Here is a 25457-nt window from a genome sequence, read left to right on the forward strand (position 1 = left end):
GTTTGTCGTGGCCGACGAATTTTCGACAGTCGACGAGTACATCGCGTCGTTCCCCGACGACGTCCGCCCCGTCCTGCAGGAGATCCGGCGCACCGTCCACGCGGTGGTGCCCGGCGCCGAGGAGACCATCAGCTACAAGATCCCGGCGATCACCCTGGGCGGGCGGCACCTGGTGTACTTCGCGGGCTGGAAGCGGCACGTGAGCGTGTACCCGCTGCCGTCGGGCGACACGGAGTTCGAGCGTCGGCTCGCGGCGTACCGGTCCGGGACGGGCACCGCGAAGTTCCCGCTCGGCGAGCCGATCCCCTACGACCTGATCGGCCAGCTCGTCGGGTTGCTGGTCGAGCAGCGGACGGGTGGCGACAAGTGAGCGATGATGGGGCCATGACCTCCGCCACCCTCGCCGAGCTCGCCGCCGCCCTGCCCGACGGCGCGCTGGTCACCGACCCGGACGTGACCGCCGGCTACCGCCAGGACTGGGCGGCGGACCCGAACGCGGGCACGCCGCTGGCCGTGGTCCGCGCCACCTGCACCGAGGACGTGCAGGCCGTGATGCGCTGGGCCACAGCGCACCACGTGCCGGTGGTGCCGCGCGGCGCCGGGTCCGGGCTGTCCGGCGGGTCGTCCGCGGTGGACGGCGGCATCGTGCTCAGCACCGAACGGATGCGAGAGATCAGCGTCGACCCGGTCACCCGGATCGCGGTGACCCAGCCCGGGCTGATGAATGCGGAGGTCAAGGCGGCCGCCGCCGAGCACGGGCTCTGGTACCCGCCGGACCCGTCGTCGTTCGAGATCTGCTCGATCGGCGGCAACGCGGCGACCAACGCGGGCGGTCTGTGCTGCGTGAAGTACGGCGTCACCACCGACTACGTGCTGGGCCTGCAGGTGGTGCTGGCCGACGGCACCGCGGTGCGTCTCGGCGGGCCGCGGTTGAAGGACGTCGCGGGGCTGTCGCTGACCAAGCTGTTCGTGGGCAGCGAGGGCACCCTCGGGATCATCACAGAGATCACGCTGCGGCTGATCCCGGCGCAGCCGCCGGCGTCGACGGTAGTCGCGTCGTTCTCCTCGGTGCAGGACGCCGCCGACGCGGTCCTCGCGATCACCCGGAACCTTCGGCCGGCGATGCTCGAGTTCATGGACCACGCCAGCATCAACGCCGTCGAGGACTCGGTGCGGATGGGCCTGGACCGGCACGCGCAGGCGCTGCTGCTGGCGCAGTCCGACGCGCCCGGCGCGGTGGCCGCGGAGGAGATCGCGGTGATGATCGCGGCGTGCGAGCAGCACGGCGCCACCGAGGTGTTCGCCACCGACGATCCTGAGGAGGGCCTGGCGTTCACCGCCGCGCGACGTGCGGTGTTCCCGGCGGTGCAGGCGTTGGGCAGCCTGCTGCTCGAAGACGTCGGGGTGCCGATGCAGTCGCTGCCGACGCTGATCACCGGCGTCGAGGAGATCGCGCAGGACTGCGACGTACTGATCTGCGTGGTCGCGCACGCCGGCGACGGCAACACTCACCCGCTCATCGTCTTCGACCCGTCCGACCCCGACGAGACGGACCGCGCACAGCGCGCGTTCGGCCGGGTAATGGAACTGGCGATCGCGCTGGGCGGCACCATCACCGGCGAGCACGGCGTGGGCCGGCTCAAGCGGGACTGGCTGCACAGCCAGCTGGGCGACGACGCGATGGAGCTGAACCGGCGGATCAAGACGGCGTTGGATCCGCAGGGGATCCTGAATCCGGGGGCAGTGCTGGCGGAGTGAGTGTGGGTGGTCAGTTGCCGGCGCTGTCGATTCCGTCGGCGGCGGACTGGTCCGCCGAGTCGTAGGCGGCGCCGATCTTTTCGAAGAGTGCCCGCATCTGCTCGACGACGGTGATGTGGTCGGCCAGGGCCTGGTCGAGGGAGTAGTCGCCGCCGGAGGCCTTCTTCGAGAACTTGGCGGCGAGAGTGACGCCGGTCGGGAGTGCGGTCCCGAACCCGTCGATCGTCGAGAGGAACATCGCCCTCCCTTTCAACCGCCTGAGTTCATCCTCGAACTCGGAACATCGCTGGGCGCAGCGCTGCGCCACGCCCGGCTCCAGATAAAGACTTCCGGAATCGACGCTCGCCCCGAGCGACTGCCATTCCGTCATCGAATTGCCCACCAGCTACTCCCCCTGTGAATGAACTGCCTGTTTGTCTACTGCGGGATCACGGGCTCGAGTTGAATCGCGGTTCTCACCGCGGCCTGGCACGGATTCGTACCAGACGGATCACCCGTATCGAGGCTGAAGCGAACCATCGCAGCACCGTCCCCCGAACGCATCACGACATCACAGTTCTCATGCCTGGTGTCGGTCGTTTCTCGGTACGAGAAGGCCTCACGGTGGCCAAGTGTCAGCGACGCGAAATCCGTGTTGCGAGGGTTCGCATGGAACTCTTCGACCGTCCGATCAGTGGCTGCAACGAACACCGAGTACGAAGTTCCGGTCCACTGACAGATCGTCCATCCGGGCTGCTTCACATCGAGGATGTCCATGGATTCGGAGGCCGGATCTACGCCGATTGCCCGAAGAGTGTCGTCCGGGATGTCATCACACGGACTGAACACCGGCTCCCCCGAACCCGCGTTCACCGCCCCGGCCTCCCCCGCGACCGTCCCAGCACTGCACCCGGCAACCAACACCGCCCCACACGCCACCCCCGCGGCAATGAGGCTCATCCGTCTCCGCTGCACAACGCTCCCCCAGACCCGCTCGGCATCGGCTCACCCTAGTAGGACGCGGCCACCCGACGACCGGTTCCGCGGTACGGCAACCTGTTCATCGACCCGTCGCCGTGGCCTCCCGGAACGCGTCGGACCGGCGCACTATCCTGGGTGTCAACACCCGGCGTCACGCCACCGACAACCACGCTCACGGAGCACCGAGAACACGGGCAGGAGGATCATGGGCAACTTCGACGACAGCGTCGAGCAGGCGTGGACCGATTTCCAGTCGCGCCTGGCCGACGTCATCGCGACCATGCACGACGACGACCTGCTGGCCCTCGAACTGGGCGAGGAATCCACCGTCGAGGGCTTCGTGCCCTGCGTCCAGTTCCTCGCCTGGGGCGGCGACCAGGTGCGGTGCGAGGTCCCGTCCAACTCCTACCTGGACCCGCGGCACCGGCTGACCGAGGCCGACGAGGCCCGGCTGGTCGAGCTCGGCTGGCACCGGCCGACCCGGGAACCGGACAGCGAGCCCGACGCCGGGTCGCCGGCCTTCTTCGTAGACAAGCCGTCGAACTGGGCCGACCAGCTGGCCGCGATGGCCGTCTCCGTCTTCCGCAAGACGTGGAGCGTGCCGCACCCGTCGTTCCTGCGCACCGAGGCGATGGGCACCATCGAGGGCCAGGGCTTCGACGCCGCCGCCCCCGCGACGGACGACCCGGACCCGCTGGACATCAAGGAGGCCGTCGAGCCCCTCGACGAGGAGCACCTGCGCGAGCTGGTCCGCCGGACGCTCGGGCACATCTTCGACGACCCGTACGAGCTCGAGCGCGACGGCGACTTCATGCTGGTGACCAGCAAGTCGATCGGCACCGTCAGCCCGTGGTTCGACGGCGACGAGGTCCAGCTGTGGGTGCCGCTGGTGCAGAAGGTCAGCGACCTGACCCGGGCCGCCGAGCTGATCGCCGACCTGAACCGTCGGTGGCCTCGGCTGAAGTTCACCCTGGCCGGGGACCGCGTGGCGGTGCGCACCGCGGTGCCCGCGAATCCGTATGTGCCGCAGCACCTGATCGACACGATCGGTGACCTCTACTCGTTCGTCCGCACCCTCGACGACGACTTCGCCGAGCAGTTCGGCGGCTCGCTGCACCACCCGCGTCACCCCGACGCCGCGGCCGACGAGACGCTGTTCGACGAGCCCAACTGAGCCGGCGAACCACATCGCCCGTCAGCACGCCACTCCGCGTAGAGGCCCGGTCCAGGCGTCCTGAACGCGGGCGAGGGCCCCGCTGGGTAACGTCGAGTCAGACACCCCACCGACGAAGGGAACCGTGACCGTGACGAACCGCATCGAGCACAAGCCGGAGCAGAACACCTTCGAGATCTACGTCGACGACGTCGCCGCCGGGCACGCCGACTACACCCAGACCGACGGCGTCCGGGACTTCGACCACACCGTCGTCAGCCCCGACTTCGCCGGACAGGGTCTGGCCGGCAAGCTGGTCACCGCCGCCCTCGACGCCACCCGCGCGGAGGGCCTGAAGATCGCGACCTCCTGCTCGTACGTGGCGGGGTTCGTCGAGAAGAATCCGGCATACCAGGACCTGCTGGCCGCCTGACGGCACCCTCGGCTGCTCCCCCGCGGCGTCCGTACCGACTAACGTCGACCCATGCTCTCCCCCGCCGACCGCGAACACACCCTTTCCACCCTGGTGCGCGTTGTCGGCGAGACAACCTACGCCCGCGGCGTCCGGTACGCCGGCCGCGGCTCGGTGCTCGAGCTGGACTGGCTGCCGGACCAGCATCGGGCGGTGGGCCTGGTCGGCGGCACCGACCTGTACCGCACCGAGGTGGAGTTCTCGCCGCGCACCGACCGGCTCGAGTTCTCGATGGGTCGGTGCAGCTGCCCGGTCCGGATGAACTGCAAGCACGCCGTCGCGCTGACGGTGGCGCTGCTGGACCAGTCCGAGCAGGTGGCCGCGCCCGCGCCGCCGAGCTGGCAGGAGCTGCTCGACGCGGCCCTCGGCGAGGACGCCGGGCCGGCCGGCACCGTCCCGCTGGCCCTGCAGCTCGCGCTCACCCCGGCGCCGCGGTCGCAGCACTGGCGCCTCGCCGCGCGGCTGGCCCGGCCCGGCAAGTCGGGGTGGGTCAGCGCCAACCTGACGTGGCCGGGGTTGGCGCACCTGCGGGAGGTCGACGCCCGGCACCGGGACCTGCTCGTCGAGCTGCACACCCTGCACCAGTCCGCGCTGCGCGGGCGGCGCGCCCCCGGGTACGGCGACAAGGACCTCGACCTCACCGTCGTCGACAGCCCGCGGCTGTGGACGCTGCTCGACGAGGCCGCCGACGCCGGCGTCGAGCTGCTCTACCAACGCAAGGGCCTCGGCGCGCTGCCCCGGCCCGGCGCCGCCGAGCTGTGCGTGGACATCGCCGAGTCCGACGACGGGCTCGAGGTCACCCCCACCGTCCGCACCGACGACGCCGAGGACCCGGTGACCGTGCTCGGGTTCTTCGGCACCGACGCGCACGGCGTGCTGTACCTGCGCCCCGGCGACCCGCGCCCGGCCGGGCCCGACCAGTGGCCGTTCCGGGTCGCGCCGCTGACCGGCAGCGCCCCGCCGGCGATGCAGGAGCTTGTGCTCGGCGGCACCTCGGTGACGGTCCCGACGCAGGACGCGGACCGGTTCGCCGACGCCTACTACCCGCGACTGCAGCGCGCGGCGACGGTCCGCTCGGCCGACGGCGCGTTCACCCCGCCGGTCGTCGACGGCCCGTACCTGCAGCTGTGCGTGAACTACCGGTCCGGGCACCGGGCACAGCTGCACTGGCAGTTCCGCTACACCGTCGGCGGGAACGTCCAGACGATCGAGCCGCACGACCGGCTGGCGGCGTCGTTCCGCGACGTCGCGGCCGAGCGCTCGATCGAGGCCGGGCTGGACGCGCCGCTCGAGGAGTACGGGCTGCGCACCGGCGGCGGCGCGCTGGTCTCGGCGCACCTCGACGGACTGGACACCGCGCGGATGAGCACCGAGCTGCTGCCGCTGCTGCGCGAGCGCGACGACGTCGAGGTCCTCGTCGAGGGCGACGCCGCCGACTACCGCGACGCCGGCGACACGCTGCACATCGGGGTGGGCACCGACGCCACCGACGACGGCGACTGGTTCGACCTCGACATCACCGTCCGCGTCGAGGACCGGCCGGTGCCGTTCCGGGACGTGTTCACGGCGCTGACCGCAGGCGAGAGCCACCTGCTGCTGCCCGACGGCGCCTACCTCTCCCTCGAGCTCCCGGAGCTGCAGCGCCTGCGGGAGCTGATCACCGAGGCCCGCGACCTGCACGACCAGGACCCGGAACGGTTGCGGCTGAGCCGGTTCCAGGTGGGGATGTGGGAGGAGCTGGCCGCTCTCGGGGTGGTCGAGCGGCAGGCCGCGCGGTGGCGCGCGCAGGTGCAGGGGCTGCTGGACGTGACCGCCACGTCCACCCTCGAGGCGCCGGCCTCGCTGCGGGCGACGCTGCGGCCGTACCAGCTCGACGGGTTCCGGTGGCTGGCGTTCCTGTGGGCCAACGGGCTCGGCGGCATCCTCGCCGACGACATGGGCCTGGGCAAGACGGTGCAGTCGCTGGCCCTGATCTGCCACGCGAAGGACCTCGACCCCGAGCTCGCGCCGGCGCTGATCGTGGCGCCGACGTCGGTGGTGCCGAACTGGGCGTCGGAAGCGGCGCGGTTCGCCCCGCACCTGAAGGTGGTCACCGTCACCGAGACCGCGTCGAAGAGCGGTGCGGTGCTGGCCGATTCGATCGCGGGCGCGGACGTGGTGGTCACCTCGTACACCCTGGCGCGACTCGACGGCGAACAGTACGCGGAGCAGAAGTGGTCGATGCTGCTGCTCGACGAGGCGCAGTTCGTGAAGAACCACCGCTCCCAGGCCTACCAGTGGATGCGGCGGATCGAGGCGCCGACGAAGATCGCGATCTCCGGCACCCCGATGGAGAACAACCTGATGGAGCTGTGGTCGCTGCTCTCGATCACCTCGCCCGGGCTGTTCCCGAGCCCCACCAAGTTTCAGGAGTACTACCGCAAGCCGATCGAGACCGGCGGCGACGCGGAGCTTCTCGCGCAGCTGCGCCGCCGGGTCCGGCCGTTGATGTTGCGGCGCACCAAGGAACAGGTGGCCTCGGATCTGCCGGAGAAGCAGGAGCAGGTGCTCGAGGTGGAGCTCTCGCCGGCGCACCGGCTGCTCTACGACACCCAGTTGCAGCGCGAGCGGCAGAAGATCCTCGGCCTGGTGGAGGACGTCGACGCCAACCGGTTCACCATCCTGCAGTCACTGACCCTGCTGCGCCGGCTGAGCCTGGACCCGGCGCTGATAGACGAGCGGCACGCCGCGGTCGGCTCCGCGAAGATCGACGCGCTGCTCGAGCAGCTCGAGGACGTGATCGCCGGCGGGCACCGGGCGCTGGTGTTCAGCCAGTTCACCGGCTTCCTGGACCGGGTCCGCACCCGGCTGGACGACGAGGGCATCGGCTACACCTACCTCGACGGCAGCACCCGGCACCGCGGAAAGGTGTTGGAGGAGTTCAAGACCGGCAGTGCGCCGGTGTTCCTGATCAGCCTCAAGGCCGGCGGCTTCGGGCTGAACCTGACCGAGGCCGACTACTGCTTTCTGCTCGACCCCTGGTGGAACCCGGCGTCGGAGGCGCAGGCCGTGGACCGCACACACCGGATCGGGCAGACCCGGCACGTAATGGTGTACCGGCTGATCGCCAAGGACACCATCGAGGACAAGGTGCTGGCGCTGCAGGCGCGCAAGTCCGCGCTGTTCTCGTCCGTGGTCGACGAGGGCGGGGCGTTCAACGGGTCCCTCGATGCCGACGACATCCGGGAGCTGTTCGCCTGATCCGGTGGGCGCGTGCGGTCAGAACTCCCAGACGTGATCCGGGTCGTCGAGTGCGGCACGGATCTGACCCAGGTCACCGAGATTCGCCAGCGGCGAGGTCCGCGCCACGTCGACGATGCCGTTGAGGACAGCCTGGGCGACCTGCGAGTCCCCCTTGTCGAGTGCCGCGTCCAAGCGATCGAACAGTTCGCCGAAGTTCGAGCGACGCTCAGCGAAGGCCTGCTCGAAGTAGTTCTTGAGGACCGACTCCGCGGCCTTGATCCGGGCAACCTCGACCGTCTCGTACGCGGCGAGGTGTGCCTGCTTCGTCCTTTCCACTGTGTGAACCTTCACGCAGTCCTGAACGGCGTCCACGATCTGCGTCAGCGCCGCGAAGCCGTCAATCGGGCTGACGATTCGTGGCGGTAGGACCTTGCCGACATGGACCTTCTGTGGCTCAGCCATTTTCGGTCTCCTCCGCCATCGGTCGGTACTTCACCCACACACTCGCACTGCGCTCCGTCAGATCGCCGTCGTCGTCGACAATCGGCACCGCGGCCACGTCCCCAACCGCTTTTGTCAGCTGCATCGCCCGCTGTAGCCGCGGTGCGTGCGCGACCGGATCGAATGGCTCGGATTCCAGCTCGTCGAGTGCCGCGATCGCTTTCGTCGCGAGCTGTTCGAGCAGCGCACTGATCTCGCCCGCTCGGGAGATCACCGCACTGAGCCGAGTCTCGGTCTCGTCGAGTTTCGCGATCTCGACGGCAATCTTGGCCTGCGTCTCCCGGGCCTGGGTGAGTGCCTTCTTGCCCTGCCCCTTGACCATGACGCCGCCGACGAGCAGGGCCGGCCCGACGGTCACGAAGTTCAGCGCGGCCGCGCCCGCGGCCATGCCACCGCCCCCGGCCGCGAGTGACCCACCACCGAGCCAGGCCATCGTCGCGTTCGTCGCCGCCACCCCGGACAGGCCAGAGATGGCGGCCCCCGTGCTGGCGACCCCGACACTGGTGGCGGTGGTCATCACCGCCGCAGAGGTGCCGCCGTAGGCAACCGCCGAACCGATCGCGCCACCGAGCCAGGCCAGTGGGTCGACGGACAGCTTGTCCGCGTCGGACACTCGTGTCTGGTTGCACTCGACGCCATCGGCGAGCAGCTTCGCCGATACCCGTACCGCCTTCTCGTGTCTCTCGAGGAACTCGACGAACCGAACCACAGTGGCCTCGATCGCCCGCTTCTGCTGGCCACCCAGATCGGTAATCCGGTCGTTCGCAGCGGCGACGCAGGCCTCGATCTCGACGTAGCGACGGTCGTAACGTTCACGCGCCTTCTTGATCTGCCCGTCGGCCTTCTTCAGGTCGTAGGCACCGAATCCTCCGAGTGCGAGGCCGCCGCTACCCGTCAACGCACCGGCCGCGATCAGCGCAACCGGAATCAATGGCAAGACCATAGTTGTCTCTTCCTCCCCTTCGTTGCGGGGATTGTGCCACCCGCGGGTGACAGGATCTGAACGGAGTACACGCCGCACACCGGCGCAGCACCTGATCCAATGTCCCTCACGCCCAGCGAGTTCCACGGCCCCACCCCGTGGCCGCACTGTTTGGCCTGACCTCAGATCGGGTCGCCGAACCTCGCGCCCCGCGCCAGCGCCTGGTCGATCACCCGCACCGCCAGCGACACCCGCTCCTCCACCGATCCGGTCAGCAGCACCCACGACCGGCCCGCCGCAGAGAGTGCGTCCTCGAACCAGCCGGTCATGTCGGCGCGCAGGTGCTCCCCGTCGCGAATCCCGTCCTGCACGAACGGGACTCCCTCGTGGTCGGTCAGCAGGTACAACGCGGGCCGGTCCGACGCGACCGCGTGCCCGGCGAACGCACCGAGGTAGCGGCGCTCCCACACGGTCGTCGCGAACGCGTCGGTGTCGCAGATCAGGACCGGGGAGCCGGCGCGGGCGGCGCCCTCCTCGAGCCGGGTCTGCTCGGCGGCGATGCGCGCGAAGTCGTCTCCGGTCCAGACGATCTCGTCCATCGATGCACCCGGGTCACTGGCACGGAGCCGAGCGAGCTTGTCGACGGTGGCCTCCCGGCCGTACTCCGGCACCCACCGCGTCCGCTCCCACACCCCACCGCGGCCCCGGTAGTGGTCGGCGACGGCGCGGCTGACGGTGGTGGTGCCGGTCGACTCGGCGCCGACGAACACGACCCGCATCGTCAGCCCGGCGCGGGCGGGCGTCTCGAGGTCGTCCCAGTGGCCGGCGAGGTCGGCGCGGCACGCGGTCCCGGAGACCGGGTGCACGACGCGTCCGGGATCGAGGCAGACGTGCGTGGCCCGCAGCCTGTACGCGAGTTCGTCGCCGTACTTCTCGCTGGAGACCACCGCGTCGACGGGGGCGGCGGTGACGGCGCGGACCGCGGCCCGCATGCACGCCACCTGCGCCGCCCACACCGACTCCGAGCCGAGGTCCATCGGCGCGTCGCACCCGATCCCCGTCACCGTCACCGCGGTGTCCGCGGCGTGCGACGCGCTCATCCAGGACACCCGCTCCCGCAACGGGATCGACTCCGCGGCCGAGGCCATCACCACGACGGTGACGCGGTCGGCGACGGCGGCCGCCGACCGGACGAGGTGGTGGTGCCCGGCGTGCGGCGGGTAGAACTTGCCGATCACCAGGGCGTGCCGATACCTCACGCCGACACCACGAGTGCGGGTTCCGCGGTGACCCGCGAGCGCCGCCAGGCGAGCAGCCCGCGGACGCACAGCAGCAGGAAGCCGGTGTAGAGCAGCGCGGTCAGGGTCAGCCCCTTGTGCCAGTAGAGCGGGATGTAGATCAGGTCCGCGGCGATCCACAGCAGCCACGACTCCCACCGCTTCGTCGCCTGCCCCCAGGTGGCGAGCAGCGACAGCACGGTGGTGACGGCGTCCCAGAACGGCACGGTCGACGATGTCGCGGTCTCGAGGAGGACGGTCAGCGCGGCGGTGCCGACGGCGCCGGCGGCGGCCAGCCGTGCCCACTCGGCGGCGCTCGTTCCGGTGACCGGCAGCACGTCGCCCGCGGTGCCGCGGACCCAGTTCGACCAGCCCCACACGGCGAGGGCGATGTAGACGACCTGCAGCCCCGAGTCGGCGTACAGCCCCGCCGTGGCGAACAGCAGGATCCAGACCAGGTTGTTGGCGATGCCGATCGGCCAGTTCCACGCCGACTGCCGGCCCACCAGCCACACGCACACGGCGCCGGTGACGAAGCCGAGCACCTCCGCCCAGCTGGTCGGTGCGCCGAACGCGGTGAATGCCGTCGAGTTCAGAAACGCGAGCATCGTGCCCCTTTCGAATAAGGGCCCATTAGATCATTATTGAGTTAAGTTCCGGGCGGGCGGGGTCCACCGGACCCGGCACGGAGAAGCCCGCGGCCCCCACTCGAAGTGGGGGCCACGGGCACGGTTCGGGGCGGTCAGGCGTCCTGGTCGGCCTGCTCGAGGATCAGGTACTGCGCGGAGATCTGCCGGTCGACGTCCGCCTTGTCGTCGAGTCCGGACGCCTCCCCGACGTAGCGGCCGTTGACGACCATGCAGTAGATCTCGGTGCCGCGGACGGTGTCCTTGGTGACGCACTTGGCGTCGGGCAGCCCCTGCGGGGACGGCGCGGCGGTGAAGCCCTGGGCGGCAAGGTCGCCCGCGAACTCGTCGGCGATGGTGCGGGCGCCTGCGTCGTCGGCAGCCCGGTAGACGGTGGTCTTGGCGACGGCGTTGTGCTCGGACCCGGTCTCGGTGAGGACGCGGTGGGTCAGCGGCGGGTTCGTCGACCGGTGCGACATGCCGCGCGGGCCGTACGCGGCCAGGTCGTCACCGAGCCTCGCCTGGGCGTCCTCCTCCGGGATCGCGTAGATGAGGATCTTGTCCTGGTCGACCATCGGGAACTCGGCCGAGACGCCGCCGTTCTGCTCCTTGGTCGGCTGGGCCGGGAACGCATCGATCAACGGGCCCTGCAGGCTGACCGCCTTCGCGATTGCCTTTGCGGTCCAGTCCTTCTGGCCGGCGGGCGCCTGCGCCCAGGAGTAGAGCAGGTAGTCGCCGTGCGGGGTCAGCGCGTTCACCGAGACGGTTCGGCCGGCGCTGGAGTCCGTCTCCCGGGTCGAGACGAGGGTGTTCGGCAGCACGTCGACGGACTCGGCGGTCGAGACGCCCGCGCCGTCGTCGACGGTGGTGAGCTGAGCCTGGAGCTCGCGGGCGGTCGCGGCGGCGTCCTCGGGGTTGCCGAACCGCAGCACCGCGTTGACCACCGATCGGGACGGGTCGGTGACGTTCGGGGTGTTGGTGGCCGCGGTGGAGACGTAGCCGTAGAGCATGTTGCGGTTCGCGGCGATGTCGCCGGCGCCGCCGCCGATGACGACGCCGAGGTTCTTGCCGCTGCGCATCACCATCGTCGGCATCTTCCCGGAGATCAGTTCCGGGTCGATCTCGAACGGCGCGACGGTGAACTCGGCCAGGCGCTGGCCCTCCACCTCGACGATGTTCTCGGTGGTGGCCCTGGCGAACTCGGCGGCGGGGCTGGTCGGGTAGCTGCCGGTGTCGAGGGCCGCGGCGTCGACCGCGGGGGCAGTGTCGCCGCCGGATCCGGCCTTCGGTTCGCCCTCACTGCTGCCGCAGCCGGCGAGCAGCAGCCCGGCGCACAGCACGGCCGCGGCCCGGGGCATCCATGTCGTCGGCATCGTCTTCGTCCGTGGCACCTCGGGTGCTCCTCTCGTGGCTCCCGCACGCGTCGGCGACGCTCGGGATGTGTCGGGAGTTGGATGCCACGCGCGGTCGGCAAGGTTCCCGGCCGACCCGAAAGTGGTGCGGCTCACACGCCGCGGGCGTACCGGCCGTACGTGTCGATCAGCACCACCAGCGCGGCGTCCTCCGCTGCCGTCAGCGTCGACAGCTTCTGGCCGTGCGCCCAGTCGAGCCTGGCCTGCGCCTGCGCGCGGACCGCCTCGGCGGTCGCGTCCGCGGGCAGTCCGAATCTGCCCGCAGCGGTGGGCTGTTCGATCAGCCGCCGCAGCTCGTCCGTCACCGGCGAGTCCGGGTCCGCCTCGAGCATCGCGCCGAGGTGCTCGAACAGCACCACCTCGCGCAGCGCCGGGTCCGAGCGGAGGCCGTCGACGATGCCGCGGATCCGGTCGCGGGCGGGATGGGTGTAGGCGAGCCGGTCCAGTTCGCGGACGATCCGGCCGGCTCGCTGCACCGCGGCGAACGCGCCGAGGTGCCGGGCGAGGACGCTGCGCAGCTGCGGCACACCGGACTTCGCGACCAGCCAGTCGTTGAGTGCGGCCGCGCCACCGGCGGCGACGGTGCGGCCGTGGACCACCCCGTACTCGCCGAGCAGGTCCAGCAGCCGGCCCCGGGCCTGCGCCTGCGCGTCGTCGGATCCGGGGTCGGAGTCGAGCAGGTCGATCAGGTCCAGCGGCGGGATCGACGCCAGCGCCGCCAGGGCGCGGGCGTCGGTCTCGGTGAGCGCGCCGGTGTGCGAGGTCTCGGCGAGCAGCCCGGCGACCGGCAGCACCGTCATCACGGTGCCGCGCAACCGGTCCGCGAGGACGGTGGCGTGCTCGGCGGCGTGCGCGAGCGGGTCCCGGTCACCGAGCGCGCCCTCCCCGAAACCGTCCGCGCGGGAGAGCACCCCGAGCGTGGTCAGCGGGGTGAAGCCGAGCTGACGCAGGAACGCGACCTCGTCGGCGCGCGGGGTGGAGTCGAACAGGAACACCGCGGCGTCGGCGTCGACGGACGCGGTGCGGGTCTGCTCGAACCCGTCGATCAGCACCCGGCGGGTGCGGGCCTCGTTCTCGGCCGTGAGGGTGGCCAGCCCGGGGGTGTCGACGAGGGTGTGGTCGCGGATCGCCGCCGACGGCAGCCACCGGTGCAGGTAGGCGATCTCGTCGGCGGGCACCGGGAGCGCGCCGACCTGCCCGTGGGTGGTCTCGACGGGGCGGCGGCTGCCGTCTCGGAGCACCGCCTCGACGCGAGCCGGGGCGCCGTCCTGGTAGACGGAGACGACGCTGGTGGCCTCGAGGGCGGCGGTCTCGGCGACCGGCGCCCCGACGAGGGCGTTGACGAGGGTGGACTTGCCTGCCTTGAGGCGGCCGACGATCACGATCCGCGGCGGCGACCACAGGACCGCGCCGATCCGGTTCGCGTGGGCCGCCGGTTCGGGGCCGAGCGCGGCGAGCGCGTGCAACGCCCGGTCCAGGCTCGCCCGCACCGGGTCCAGCGGCGGCGCGCTCACCGGGCACCCCCGGTCAGTTCCGCGATCAACGCCTCGGCGCGGGCGATGTTGTTCACGACGACCTTTCGGTTGCCTTCGAGTCGGGTGAGCTTCTTCTCCCTCGTCGCCTTGTCGGCGCGGGCCAGGTCCTCGGCCTCCTTGATCTGCTTCTGCAGGTGCTCGATCGAGGTCTTGAGGTGGTCGCGGTAGCGGATGACGATCTCCGGGCGGGCCAGGGCGAGCGCCGATTCGAGCATCCGCGCGGTGGTGGTCTTGGTGGTGGCGGTGGTCTCCCGCATCCAGGCCAGCAGGTTCGTCTTGCCGGCCCGCATCGCCCGGAACCCGAGGTTGAACCCGACCCACGCGACCCCGACGACGGCCCCGACGCCGACGACGGTGCTGACCCCGACCAGTCCGCCGATCATCGACGAGCCCATCACGCCCATGGTGAGCATCGACGGATCCAGCAGGCCCTGCCGCTTGCCGGCGACCTGGTGGGTGTCGAGGGACCGGTTGGCCAGGGTCGCGGTCACCTGGTGGTGAATCTCGTTCCACACCAGCTCGGAGTCGAACCGGGGCGCGACGATCGTGGCGTGCATCCGGTCCAGGAACAGAGTGATCGCGGCGGCCATCGCGGACTGGAAGTCGCGTTCCATCTCCGCGGTGAAGTGCTGCGGGTTCTTCCGCAGCACCGCCATCCCGTTCTTGTTGATCCGGGTGGTCCACTTCTCCCGGATCGCGTCCAGGCGACGGTCGAGCTCGTCGGTCGCGTCCTGCCGGATCAGGGTCAGGTCCCGCTGCAGGTACTGCTCCCACTGCTGGGAGTGGTCCTTGAGGTCCTGCAGTTCCGCGAGTTGTTCGGTGAGCCCGGGGATCACCTGCTCGCCGAGGGTGAGGGCGTCGATCTGGCCGCCCATGTCCGCGTCGAGGGCGCGGAGCCCGCCGACGACGGTCCGCAGCCCGTTCGCCGCCGGGAGGTCCTCGGCCGCCGCGAGTTTCGCGTGGATCAGGGTGCGCAGCGCGGTGACGCCGGAGCGCTGCTCGGCGCGGTCCCGGTCGGGCCCGGGCGGCAGTTCGGCGGCCAGGACCGCCCGCAGGCTCGACACCGCAAGCACCGGCACCTCGCGACCGAGGTGTTCGCGCAGCAACGCCCGGTTCTCCTCGGCGATCGGCTTCCAGCGGCGCACGTTCTTGTCGGTCTTGGTGACCACCACGATCAGCGCCTCGACGGCGGCGCCGGTCTCGCGGACGAACGCCATCTCCGGGGCGGTGATCGGGCTGCCGGCGTCGCACACGATCACCAGCACGCACGCCTGGGCGGCCGACGCCGTCGCCAGCGCCGCGTAGCCCGGGTCGAGTCCGCCGACGCCGGGGGTGTCGACCACCGTCACGGCCCCGAGCCGGCTGCCGGCGACCGGGACGATCGCCCGGGTCGGCAACTCGTCTACGCGGGAGTCGGTGACGCGCCGGCCCTCGCAGGTCACCCAGTCGGCGAGCTCGCCGTGCGGGATCCGTTCGCCGCGATCGGGAAACAGCAACTGCGCGGTGCCGTCGGGATACTCGTCGGACGCCTGGCCGACGGCGATCGTCGTCGAGGTGGTCACGTCCACCCCGACGGGGGTGGCGCCGCGCCTGCCGACGAGCGCGTTGATCAGGGAACTCTTGCCGCGCCCCACCTCGCCGACGACCACCACGGATCGGAGTTGGTCGGCGCCGGAGGCGCGCCGCTCGGCAAGGTCGCTGAGTTCGTCGTGTCCGAACGGGCGCAGGATCTTTCCGGTGATCGAGGCCAGCAGGGCGTCGGCTCGCTGGCGTGGGGACGCCGCCGAGGCGCGATCCTGCTCTCCGGACCCGTCCACGTCTCCCCTTCCACACCCGTACCACCGTCAACAGCGTCAGACCCTAGCCCGAGGGTCGCGCCGCCACGGTGCAGGCCCGTCGCCCACGCCCGGCCGACGACCCACCCGACGCCGCCCCGGCCTCCAATTGTGATGTGCGCCACCGCGACCGTCGGAGGGGTTGCCCGGGTGGCGATCCGCCGCCCCGAACCGGGCCGTGCAATGATGCCGCCTGGCTTCGACGACGGGGCCACGACTGGGCCAAGGGGGGCATGGTGAACGGTGCCATCGTGTTGACGATCGACTTCACGGACGGGGCGGTGTCCGCGGGGGTGGTCGACACCGGAACGGGACTCGCGCAGCGCCTTTCACTCGATTCCGGCGACCAGGCGGCCGACGCCCCGCAGCCGCCGGACGTGGTCGTGCCCGCCGCCACCTCGGCAGCCGCGGTGGCCCACGCCCAGCTGCACGGCGTGATGACCGGCCCCGACACCCTGGTGCTGACGCATCCGGCGGACTGGACCCACGGTCAGGTCGGCGGTCTCCGCGACGCCGCCGCCGCGGCCGGGTTCGCGCCGGGTCAGGTCACCGTGCGGACCCTCGGCGCCCCCTGAGCCCGCAGGCGGGTGACGGCCGCGAGGCTCGTCGGCGGGTTCCGGGAACCTTCCGCGCTCCCCCGTCATCCAACAGTCGACGACGCGAACGTCCTTGGTTCGCGACGGAAGAAGGAAGGACCGAACCGATGCGCCCACGCGGCCTCGCCGGAACAGCCGGCCACGAGAAGGGACCCCGCTGATGTCCGCACGAGAGTGGGTGCTGGGCATCGACTTCGGCACCTCCAACACCGCGGCCGCGCACACCGGCCCGGTGTCCGGGTCGGTGGAGACGCTGCAGCTGAGCCACAACCGCACCACGATGTCGTCGTCGGTGTTCGTCGAGTCCCCGGACCGCATCGCCGTCGGTGACGTGGCCGCCGACCGGGCCGAGTCGAACCCGGCCGCGTTCATGCCGTCACCGAAGCGGACCGTCGCGCAGGGCGTGGTGAACGTCAACGGCTACGACCTGCCTGCGTCCGCCCCGGTCGCCGCGGTGCTGGAGTCGGTGATGACCCGGGCGCTCGGCGCGCACGGCGGCGCCGCCCCGGCGGAGCTGGTGCTCACCCACCCGGAGGCGTGGTCGCCGCGGGAGATCCAGGTGCTGCTCGACGCCGCCGCCGGGCTCGGGCTGGACGCCTCGCAGATCCGGACGGTGTCCGAGCCGCGCGCGGCCGCGCACTACTACTCCCGCGCGCACGCCCTCGCGCCGGGCACCAAGATCGCGGTGTTCGACTTCGGCGGCGGCACCCTCGACATCGCCGTCCTCGAGGCCAACGAGGCGGGCACTTTCGACGTGGTCGCGGCCCGCGGTGACAACGGCCTGGGCGGCAAGAACTTCGACGCGTTCGTCCGCCGCTGGGTGGACCAGCAGCTCGAGGACCGCGATCCGGACCTGCTGCACTACCTGCGCCGCGAGGCGCCGATGGACGTCCGGTACGCGCTCGACGACTCCATCCGCCGCGCGAAGGAACTGCTCTCGGAGGCGCCGTCCGCGACGATCACCGTCACCGGCGGCGACGGGCGCAGCGAGCGGTTCCAGCTCACCCGTGAGGAGTTCGAGGAGCTGATCTCCCCCGCGCTGGAGAAGGCGGTGCACCTGACCCGGGCCACGCTCGCCGACGCCCGGGTCACCGACCCGAGCCAGCTCGAGGCGCTGTACCTGACCGGCGGCTCGTCGCGGATCCCGATCGTGCACGAGCGGCTCGCCGAGCTCGGCCCGATCGCCACCCTCGACGACCCGAAGACCGTGGTGGCGCAGGGCGCGATCGCGGCGGCCGCACCGATCGTCCGCGGGCTCGGCGGCGCGCCGTCGGGCGCGACGGCGCAGGCCCCGGCCGCCGCACCGCGGCCGCAGGACCGGAATCCGTACGCCCCGCCGAGCCCGCAACCGCAGTACGCCCCACCCGCCGCGCCGCAGTACGCCCCACCGGCCGCGCAGTCGAGCGGTCCGCCGACGCAGGAGTTCTCGACGCAACAGTTCTCGGCCCTGCCACCCGAGCTCGCCGAGCCGGCGTCCGGCTCCGGGTCGGGGCGCGGCCGGACCTGGGCGATGGTCGCCGCGGCCGTCGCCGTGCTGGCCGTCGGCGCCGGGATTGGCGTCTACGCGCTCGGCGGCGAGGACGATCCGGTCGGCCCGGCCGCGGAACTCGTCGCGGACGGCTCTGCCGGTGCGGCCGTGGGTTCGGGCGGTGACGGCCCGGGCGGCACCGCCGCGGCCACCTCCAAGGAGTCCGTGGTCGCCGGGCTGCCGTCGGCGCTGCGCACCGAGGTCGAGAAGTGCAAGACGTCCGGGGAGACCGACGGCGGCGGCCTGCAACTGCAGTGCACGATCCGTGAGGGCAGCGCCTTGACCGCGGACATCACCGACGGCGACTACCAGTCGATCATCGTCTCGGTCGACGTCAAGGATGCGAAGAAGCGGGTGCTCGGGATCCGGCAGGGTTTCCAGAACAACACCGCCGCCGCCACCAACGAGACGGTCGAGGACACCGGCCGGTCGGCGGCCGCGCACATCAGCGGTCCGGGCTACAACAACACCTTCTCGATCTGGTACGCCAACTCCTCGACCGGTGTGATGGCGTCGTTCAGCGGCGCGCAGGGCGTCGACGGCGCCAAGACGTTCCTGGCCCGCTCGGGGTTGATCAACTGACCCGTGCTCCCCACAGGGGCTGTCGAACCACCCGGTTCGGCAGCCCCTTTCGGCTACTCGGGGCCGGGTTCCGGGGGCCCGCAGAACTTTTTCGACACCGCCGGGAACCTTCTCGTCGTGTGGCCGCATCCAACTCTCGACAACGCACACGAGCGCGAGTGAGGACGAGACGATGAGCACCCCGGGCGATTACACCGACACCGATCTGGCCGAGTACGAGTCCGAGCTCAACGCCATCGCCACCGACCCGAACCTGACGGTCGAGGAGAAGCTGGACGCGATTTCCGACGCCGCCGGCGACGAACTCGACGAAATCTTCAGCGCAGACGACGCCACCGCCACCGCACCCGAGGAGACCCCCGTGACCGACCCGACCACGACCATCGACGACCGGCTCGACGCGATCGATGCCACCATCGACGACCTCAGCAGCATCGGCGCCGACGCGCCGCCCGCGGGATCCGATGTGGTCGGCGACCCCTCGACCGCGTCGTACAGCACCACCCCCGCGCCGACCGGTGAGCCGGCACCCGCGGCGGCACCCGCGGCGGCACCCGCAGAGCCCGCACCCGCGGCGGACACCGCAGCGGCGCCCGTCGAGGCCCCCTCCGAGCTCAACGAGACCATCGGCGTCGACGGCAACGTCGACTACTACTCCCCCCGCGATGTCGACCGCGACGGCGAGGTCGACCTCGCGCACTCCCGGGTCGACGGCGTCGACACCATCACCCACTACGCCGAGGACGGCTCCATCACCCTGGTCGAGCAGGACGTCGACTTCAACGGCACCTACGAGACCGCCGCCGCGGTCCGCGCGGACGGCACAGTCCGGATCGCCGAGGACTCCGATGACGACGGCGAGGTCGACCTGGTCACCTACTACGACCCGGCCACCCGCGAGCCGGTGCGGCAGGACGCAATCGACGAGGCGCGGATCACCGACAGCAAGTTCGACACCGACGGCGACGCCCAGCCCGACATCGACCTCGTCGACAGCGACGGCAACGGCCGTTTCGACTCCGTGGCCCTCGACACCGACGCCGACGGCATCGTCAACGAGACCCTCGTCGACACCGACGGCGACGGCGCGTTCGACCTGATCAGCTCCGACAACGACAACGACGGCACCCAGGAGACGTACCTCACGTCGGCCGAAAACGGGGTCGGGTCGCTGGGCGACATCAGCACCTACGAGTCGCTGATCCCGGCCGACGACAGCTACCACGCCCAGGCCGGCACCGACTCCTACGAGCCGCCGACCGTCGACGAGGTCCCCGCCGACCTCGCCTGATCTCCTCGACAACCCCGACCGGAAGGATCCGACGATGGACGACTTCGACCACGACGCGGTCGCCCTGTGGTCCGACACCGGTGCGGCCGTCGACGAGGCGCCGGCGGTCGACGACGCCGCCGGGCCCGAGTCGATCCCGCCGGCAGATCCGCTGTCCGCCTTCCCAGTCGACCCGGACGTCCCGGCGCCCGGGCCCGACGAGGGACCGGTGGGGGCGGTCGGCACCGGCGACGCCGACGACGACGGGCCCGCCCTCGCCGGCGCGGAGGACGAGGTGCACGGCAACCCGGTCGCGTGGACGCTGGACTGGTTCTTCCAGCAGTTCGACGGGTACTGCGGGCCGTCGGTGGTGGCGCAGGTCGTCGCCCAGTACACGGGCGCGACCGTCACCGACCCCCAGCAGCTGGTCGACCGCGCCGTCGAGCTCGGGTTGATGGACGATCCGAGCGAGGGCATGACGCTGACGGCCGTCGAGGCCCTGCTCGAGGACCAGGGTGTGCCGTGCACGCGCACCGACGGCTCGCTCGACGACCTGCGCGACCGGCTCGACGCCGGGTACGGGGTGATCGCGATGGTCGACTCCGGCGAGATCTGGACGCCGGAGGAGGAGACCGGCGACGCCGACGACGCGGATCACGTGCTCGTCGTCGCCGGCATCGACGACGCCCGCGGGGTGGTGATCCTGTCGGATCCCGGTGTGCCGTACGGCAACCAGCTCGAGGTCCCGATCGCCCGGTTCGAGGACGCCTGGGCCGACTCCGGGCACCAGATGCTCGTGACCGAGGCGCCGGACGACGGGCTGCTCGAGCCTGCCGCGGTGTCGCCGGGTGGGCGCCGCTCGGCGATCGTCGCCGTGTGACCGACGGGTCCCGGCGCGTCGGAAGCACAATGGTGACGGCGGCGGCCGTGGGTGACGCGACAATTGAGGACAGTGCCACCGCGGGGTGGCGGACACGAGAGTCAGCGAGGTGACCGATGGACGACGACGAGTCGCTCTTCACGGGGTCTGAGGCGGCGGGCGCGATGCCTCCGGTGCCCGAGGACGTGTGGGCGCGGGCCCTGGCGGCCGCGCTCGACCCGGCCGCGCCGGCGGTGGACGCCGACCTCGTCCCCGAGATCGACGACGAGCCGGTGGTTCCCTACGACGACGGCGACATCGTCCTGGTCGACGACGAGGACGTTCTGGACGACGACGGCACCGAGGACGTCGTTCTCGACGATGGCGACCCCGTGTTCGACGACGATCCGCTGCCCGCACCGGATCTCGGCGACGCGGGGGTTTCCGGTCAGGACACGGCGGGTGCGTTCGATCCGCAGGAGGCCGACCTCCACCACGACGCCGGGGACCCCGATCCCGGCTTCGACCTGCTGTGACCGGCACTGCGCCCCCACGGTCGCTACCCGCCACATGGCCGACGGGTAGCATCCCCGTCGGCCATGTGGGGGTGTGGGTGAGAACGCAAGGAGCGCGGGGGAAGTCGATGGACGAAGCGGAACTGTTGGCCGCCTGCCGGGGCGGTGACCAGCACGCGTTCGCCGAACTTGTGGGTCGTCACCGCACCAATGCGTGGCACGTGTGCCTGCAGATCACCGGCAACGCCCACGACGCCGAAGATGCCCTGCAGGACGCGCTGACGGCGGCGTGGCAGAACCTGCACCGGTTCCGCGGCGAGGCCCGGTTCAACACGTGGCTGCACCGCATTGCCACCAACGCCGCCCTCGCGGTGGTCCGCCGCCGCAAGATCACCACCAGCCTCGACGACACCGACGACGACTCCCCCGGTATCGATCTCACCGGTCACGGCAGCGGGTTCGACGAGCAGGTGGTCACCGCCGACGCCGTTCACCACGCCCTCGCCCAACTCCCCGAGGACTTCCGCGTCGCCATCGTCCTCGCCGAGTTTGCCGACCTGCCCTATGCCGACATCGCCGAGCATCAGGGGGTGAGCGTCGCGACCGTCAAGACGCGGATTCATCGGGCGCGCAAGCAGTTGGCGCAGTCGTTGGCGGCCGCGCACGTCTGACGTTCCCGACTCGGCCGCAGAACCGCGAAGGTGTCGGTGGGCGCTGCCATCATGGGCGACATGCATATGTTCGACAAGGGTTTCGAGCCGCCCGAGGACTGCGTGTCGTGGTGCAAGAGCAGGACCTACGACCTGCATGTGCTCGACGACGGCGCGATCGTCGACCTGGACTGGTGGAACCGCCACCTCGAGGACGACGAGCACGAGATCCGGCTCAGTGGCCGTGACCACGACGGCCGAATCGTCACCGGGGGCCGGGCGACGGTGCTGCGCAACGATCTGCGCCTGGGCGGCGAGCTCGTCGACGCCGAACACGCCGGTCTGGGCCTGCTGTTCCTGTGCGCCGCGTGGCGCAGCGGTCACACCAGGAGACGCGCGGCGCGCCGGTTCCCGGACGTGTCCAACCGCTTCGTCGCCCCGAACGTACACCGGCACACCGCGATCAAGGCATCCATCGACCGCCTGGTCCGCGACCGGCGGCTGCCGGACTACGACCACACCACCGGTAGCGGCTGGCCCGAACTGCCGAACGTCGGTGTCCCGTTGACGACGGTCTTCAGCTGGGCCCTCGACGTCAAGGCCAACGGGATGCGTGCGCAACTGCTCGACCAGCACGGCGTGTCCACCCTCATCCACCAGGGCTGGCTCGAGGATCCGTCCGTCAGCGGCTTCACCCGCCGGCGCTACGACCGCTACCTCGACGTCCTCCAGCAGTGGGCGGGTGCCGCCGACTCCGAACCCGAACTGGTCGAGCGGTGGCTGGTGGATCGGTGGCGTGCACGGTTGGTCGAGGCGCGTAGCGGGGCGTTGGCGGAGCCGACGTTGTTCTGAGTTGCTCAGAACCGCCACCGGCGCCCAATCGAGCTGCGGTGTGTGGGCAAGGACAGCGAAAAGGCCGGACGTCAAGGGATTCGACGTCCGGCCAACGCGACCGTGGAACTGGAACTAGCCTACGTCCAGGCTTGCAGTGAACCCGTTCGAGTCGTGGCCCAGTGCAGCTCCCTTCCACAGGACGAGCTCGTCTGGATTCGTGACACCACGACGCGGCGAGATCCTGCCGGTCAACCAGTCTTCGGGCAACCACAACTCCTGTGGATCGTCGAACTCAGCCGACTCCGCGATCGCGCGAATCGTCTGATCTGCAAGCTGCAAGAACAGCGTGAAGGCAGACCTTGCAGTCGTTGTGTTGACGGTCTGTCCATCGGCCGCATCGGTCGGCTGAACCCAATCATCCAGTTGAGGAATGGCACGGTGCGCAACCTTGTGCCGGACCTCAATCCACCAATCGACGGTCTCGACTGCCTCGCTGTCCAAACCCTCCAGCGGAGGCTCGAAGCGCAGGGACTTACCACTCCCAGACGCCATGAGCCGAATCCTCCATGCGTCGGGAAGACGCCCGTCCGAGGCCGCCGCAAGCGTGCTCACAGCCTTGGATCGACCTCCACCTTTACCCCCAAGCTTGTTGAAACCTTGGCTTCTAGACATTCCCGGTTCGACCATGTCTCCGGCCTCGTACCGGGAGAGCGCACCGATATCCGACACCAACCGTTCCCACGCCGCAACGCTGAGCATCGCGACGAGCCGATTCAGCGTGGCTCGCGGCTGGAGGCCCGACACCTGCTTCTCGTTGTGAATCAGGAGCAGATCGATGACCTCTTCGAATCCCCGCCTGGTATCCGAGCAGATCGCGGCGAACTCCTCGCGCTGCCCGGCTTCAATCTTCTGCGAATGACCCATTCTCTCCCCTGAAGTTGACGAATCCCCGAGCTACCGGCCAGCCGAATCCTTCCCAGCGCCAAGCAGCTATTGATCCTCGGGCCGTTCGCACAGCCCGAGGATCACAGTAGTGCGCGATCACCGGCCACAAGTATCCGACCATTGAGTGGCACAACATGATCCGCGGCCGACGCCAGCGCGTGCTGCGGGTCCAGCAGTCTCAGTTCGACTCGTGGCGAGCCTGTTCCCGTGCTCATACGGGAACCGTAGGTGCCGTGAATGATCTGTGAGATTCGGTCACCATTGGACCAGCTCCTACGGCTGACCGGAACGATCGAGGCCATCGATTCCGAAATCGAAGGCGACCCCGCGACGACCGCCAATCCGGCATTGATCCGCAACACCGCGAAAGCGATTGCCGAACTCATCGACCAGCTCGGAAACGCCACTCGGTGTGGGTGGTGCTCGCCTGTTGCACCCGCACCAATCGCTGCAAGGTGAGCACCGGGAGACTGAGCGTCCCCGCCTACCTGTGCGCCACGTGCGGCTCGCAGACCCTCACCTGCACGGCACCGAATTGCGACAGCATGGCGACACGCGGCTCCGGTTCCCTCCACATTCCGTGGTTCTGTGCCGAGCACCGCCACGAGCTTCCGAGCTTCCGAGCTTCGAGCGGGCCGGCGACAAGATTGCGACGGTCGACGACTACGAGAAGCTCCGAGAATTCTAGAAGAGCAATCTGAGCCGTGGTTCCAAGTACGCAATGGCCGGCGTGTTCGCCGCCGGCGTCGTGGGTAGCGGCGGGCTCTTGGCTGCACCCGCCATCGGCGGGGCGATCGGCACGCTCGTCAGCGGTTACACCGGGGCCGCAGCAGCCAGCTATGGCCTGGCCATGCTCGGCGGCGGTTCCATCGCAGCTGGTGGACTCGGAATGGTCGGCGGCACGTATGTCGTTGCGGCGGCCGGAGCCGCGTTGGGAAGTGCGCTGGGCGCCAACATCACCAACGCGTACGTGAGCGAGGACAAGTCGTTCGCCATCGAGAAGTTCCGCGACGGGACCGGCACGCGAGTCATCGTTGCGCGAGGTTTCTCCACCGAGAAGGACATGAACTCGAGCTCGGCCATGCAGATAGTCGAGGAGCGATATCCTGATTCACCGACCTGCCGACTGCGCTGGGGCAGCATAGAACTGGGCCAATTGGCAGCTCTGGAGGTCAGGAACGTGGGTGCGAAACAGGCTATGGGCGCTGTGGGGCGGCGCAGCGGCGAAGGCAGGCAAGCTGGCCGCGAAGAAGCTCGCCCCCCATCGCACCGGCACTCTTGGTCGCCGACCTCGCGAAGAACCCGTGGCACACCGCGGTGGTCCGCGCTGACCGCACCGGCGTCGCGCCCGCCGGGATTCTCGCGCGCACAGAAGTGGACAGCTACATCCTCATCGGCCACAGCCTCGGCGCCCGCGCCATGATCACCGCCGCCGAGACCATGGGCACGAGCACAGACGCCCCGACGAATCGACACCCTGCACCTCCTCGGCGCTGCGGAGGGCAAGAAGACGGACTGGCGGCCGCTGAGCGAGGCTGTGACCGGAACCGTCAACAACTACTACTCCACCAAGGATTCGGTGCTGAAGTACATGTACACCGCAGCCCAGGCCAACAGCGTCGCCGTGGGGCTCAAGGGTTTCGAGTGCAAGTACACGAACATCAAGGACCACGATGTCACAGCGAAGGTTGCGGGCACTCGGAGTACTTCGACAATGTTCGGCTGGCGTGATCGAAATACAGACCAGATGCGGGCAGGGCGCCACTGGTCGCGTACAAGTCCAGGTCTGCGTCGGCCTCCATGACTGCATGGCACGAATCTGAACCGCCCGTGAAGTCCGGAGGTCCCCGGGTGAGGAACTCAGCCGGGGCTGAGTTCCGCACTGACGGCAATAAGGACCTCAGGCTCGACCGGTGGAAAGGTAATCACAGCGCTCGTAGGGAGCCTGCGATGGTTGGACCAGTCGCCCACCCATACGTGGTGGCTTCGACTTGGTCCACAGCCC

24 protein-coding genes are annotated in these 25457 nt (G+C 70.3%); 14 read left to right on the forward strand and 10 right to left on the reverse strand.

The features are described from left to right. Window positions 1-7 precede the first annotated feature (7 nt). Window positions 8-370, forward strand: a complete 363-nt coding sequence (locus tag ACFO6S_RS19085; protein ID WP_378419548.1) for an iron chaperone — start codon at window positions 8-10, stop codon at window positions 368-370. A 14-nt stretch (window positions 371-384) separates the two neighbouring features. Continuing rightward, window positions 385-1758 carry an FAD-binding oxidoreductase gene (locus tag ACFO6S_RS19090; RefSeq protein ID WP_378419549.1) on the forward strand — a complete coding sequence of 458 codons (1374 nt, stop codon included), beginning with the start codon at window positions 385-387 and terminating at the stop codon, window positions 1756-1758. Between the two features lie 10 nt (window positions 1759-1768). Here ACFO6S_RS19090 and ACFO6S_RS19095 read toward each other — a convergent pair whose 3' ends face one another. Next, window positions 1769-2140 (reverse strand): hypothetical protein, encoded by a 372-nt coding sequence (locus ACFO6S_RS19095; protein WP_378419550.1) that lies wholly within the window; start codon window positions 2138-2140, stop codon window positions 1769-1771. Window positions 2141-2175: 35 nt separating this feature from the next. Further along, entirely contained in the window at window positions 2176-2697 is a 522-nt protein-coding gene (locus tag ACFO6S_RS19100) for a DUF3558 domain-containing protein (RefSeq protein WP_378419551.1), read from the reverse strand. A 226-nt stretch (window positions 2698-2923) separates the two neighbouring features. Between ACFO6S_RS19100 and ACFO6S_RS19105 the strand changes: the two genes are divergently transcribed. The 3 genes from ACFO6S_RS19105 (at window position 2924) to ACFO6S_RS19115 (ending at window position 7583) form a co-directional block, all read left to right on the forward strand. Continuing rightward, complete coding sequence (locus tag ACFO6S_RS19105) at window positions 2924-3892, forward strand: TY-Chap domain-containing protein (RefSeq protein WP_378419552.1); 969 nt, start codon at window positions 2924-2926, stop codon at window positions 3890-3892. A gap of 130 nt (window positions 3893-4022) precedes the next feature. Further along, window positions 4023-4304 carry a GNAT family N-acetyltransferase gene (locus ACFO6S_RS19110; protein WP_378419553.1) on the forward strand — a complete coding sequence of 94 codons (282 nt, stop codon included), beginning with the start codon at window positions 4023-4025 and terminating at the stop codon, window positions 4302-4304. A gap of 51 nt (window positions 4305-4355) precedes the next feature. Continuing rightward, window positions 4356-7583: a DEAD/DEAH box helicase gene (locus tag ACFO6S_RS19115; protein WP_378419554.1), complete on the forward strand. Its 3228-nt coding sequence runs from the start codon at window positions 4356-4358 to the stop codon at window positions 7581-7583. A gap of 18 nt (window positions 7584-7601) precedes the next feature. On the opposite strand, the gene ACFO6S_RS19120 is transcribed toward ACFO6S_RS19115, so the two are convergent. The 7 genes from ACFO6S_RS19120 to ACFO6S_RS19150 form a co-directional block, all read right to left on the reverse strand. Then, a complete protein-coding gene (locus ACFO6S_RS19120) occupies window positions 7602-8027 on the reverse strand; it encodes a hypothetical protein (protein WP_378419555.1) in 426 nt (141 codons plus the stop codon). Then, window positions 8020-9135: a hypothetical protein gene (locus tag ACFO6S_RS19125; protein WP_378419556.1), complete on the reverse strand. Its 1116-nt coding sequence runs from the start codon at window positions 9133-9135 to the stop codon at window positions 8020-8022. Before ACFO6S_RS19125 ends, ACFO6S_RS19120 begins: the two co-directional genes overlap by 8 nt. Before the next feature lie 35 nt (window positions 9136-9170). Next, entirely contained in the window at window positions 9171-10247 is a 1077-nt protein-coding gene (locus tag ACFO6S_RS19130) for an AAA family ATPase (RefSeq protein ID WP_378419557.1), read from the reverse strand. Continuing rightward, window positions 10244-10873, reverse strand: a complete 630-nt coding sequence (pnuC, locus tag ACFO6S_RS19135) for a nicotinamide riboside transporter PnuC (protein ID WP_378419558.1) — start codon at window positions 10871-10873, stop codon at window positions 10244-10246. Before pnuC ends, ACFO6S_RS19130 begins: the two co-directional genes overlap by 4 nt. Before the next feature lie 134 nt (window positions 10874-11007). Further along, window positions 11008-12282 carry a DUF7373 family lipoprotein gene (locus ACFO6S_RS19140; protein ID WP_378419559.1) on the reverse strand — a complete coding sequence of 425 codons (1275 nt, stop codon included), beginning with the start codon at window positions 12280-12282 and terminating at the stop codon, window positions 11008-11010. A 113-nt stretch (window positions 12283-12395) separates the two neighbouring features. Continuing rightward, window positions 12396-13817, reverse strand: coding sequence for a GTPase (locus ACFO6S_RS19145; RefSeq protein ID WP_378419560.1), 1422 nt, complete (start codon window positions 13815-13817; stop codon window positions 12396-12398). Further along, on the reverse strand, window positions 13814-15655 hold the full coding sequence (locus ACFO6S_RS19150; RefSeq protein ID WP_378419561.1) for a dynamin family protein: 1842 nt from the start codon (window positions 15653-15655) through the stop codon (window positions 13814-13816). The genes ACFO6S_RS19145 and ACFO6S_RS19150 overlap by 4 nt, the downstream gene beginning before the upstream one ends. A 254-nt stretch (window positions 15656-15909) precedes the next feature. On the opposite strand from ACFO6S_RS19150, the gene ACFO6S_RS19155 reads away from it, so the two are divergent. The 7 genes from ACFO6S_RS19155 to ACFO6S_RS19185 all read left to right on the forward strand — a co-directional run bounded on the left by ACFO6S_RS19155 (window position 15910) and on the right by ACFO6S_RS19185 (window position 22525). Continuing rightward, entirely contained in the window at window positions 15910-16248 is a 339-nt protein-coding gene (locus tag ACFO6S_RS19155) for a hypothetical protein (RefSeq protein WP_378419562.1), read from the forward strand. A gap of 181 nt (window positions 16249-16429) precedes the next feature. Next, on the forward strand, window positions 16430-18379 hold the full coding sequence (locus tag ACFO6S_RS19160; protein WP_378419563.1) for an Hsp70 family protein: 1950 nt from the start codon (window positions 16430-16432) through the stop codon (window positions 18377-18379). Window positions 18380-18551: 172 nt separating this feature from the next. Continuing rightward, window positions 18552-19670 (forward strand): hypothetical protein, encoded by a 1119-nt coding sequence (locus tag ACFO6S_RS19165; protein ID WP_378419564.1) that lies wholly within the window; start codon window positions 18552-18554, stop codon window positions 19668-19670. 34 nt (window positions 19671-19704) lie between these two features. After that, window positions 19705-20529 (forward strand): C39 family peptidase, encoded by an 825-nt coding sequence (locus ACFO6S_RS19170; protein WP_378419565.1) that lies wholly within the window; start codon window positions 19705-19707, stop codon window positions 20527-20529. Between the two features lie 116 nt (window positions 20530-20645). Beyond that, complete coding sequence (locus ACFO6S_RS19175; RefSeq protein WP_378419566.1) at window positions 20646-21044, forward strand: hypothetical protein; 399 nt, start codon at window positions 20646-20648, stop codon at window positions 21042-21044. 107 nt (window positions 21045-21151) lie between these two features. Continuing rightward, window positions 21152-21694 carry an RNA polymerase sigma factor gene (locus ACFO6S_RS19180; RefSeq protein WP_378419567.1) on the forward strand — a complete coding sequence of 181 codons (543 nt, stop codon included), beginning with the start codon at window positions 21152-21154 and terminating at the stop codon, window positions 21692-21694. A gap of 36 nt (window positions 21695-21730) precedes the next feature. Next, a complete protein-coding gene (locus ACFO6S_RS19185) occupies window positions 21731-22525 on the forward strand; it encodes an 8-oxoguanine DNA glycosylase OGG fold protein (RefSeq protein ID WP_465269197.1) in 795 nt (264 codons plus the stop codon). A 114-nt stretch (window positions 22526-22639) separates the two neighbouring features. On the opposite strand, the gene ACFO6S_RS19190 is transcribed toward ACFO6S_RS19185, so the two are convergent. Next, window positions 22640-23431 (reverse strand): hypothetical protein, encoded by a 792-nt coding sequence (locus ACFO6S_RS19190; RefSeq protein WP_378419568.1) that lies wholly within the window; start codon window positions 23429-23431, stop codon window positions 22640-22642. Between the two features lie 742 nt (window positions 23432-24173). On the opposite strand from ACFO6S_RS19190, the gene ACFO6S_RS19195 reads away from it, so the two are divergent. Both ACFO6S_RS19195 and ACFO6S_RS19200 read left to right on the forward strand, forming a co-directional pair. Beyond that, window positions 24174-24875 (forward strand): hypothetical protein, encoded by a 702-nt coding sequence (locus ACFO6S_RS19195; RefSeq protein ID WP_378419569.1) that lies wholly within the window; start codon window positions 24174-24176, stop codon window positions 24873-24875. 102 nt (window positions 24876-24977) lie between these two features. Then, the gene (locus ACFO6S_RS19200) at window positions 24978-25256 is read left to right on the forward strand and encodes a DUF726 domain-containing protein (protein ID WP_378419649.1); all 279 of its coding nucleotides are present in this window, start codon (window positions 24978-24980) and stop codon (window positions 25254-25256) included. Window positions 25257-25457: the final 201 nt, after the last annotated feature.

The organism is Rhodococcus kronopolitis (genome assembly GCF_042654025.1).
GTDB classification, from domain to species: domain Bacteria; phylum Actinomycetota; class Actinomycetes; order Mycobacteriales; family Mycobacteriaceae; genus Rhodococcus_G; species Rhodococcus_G kronopolitis.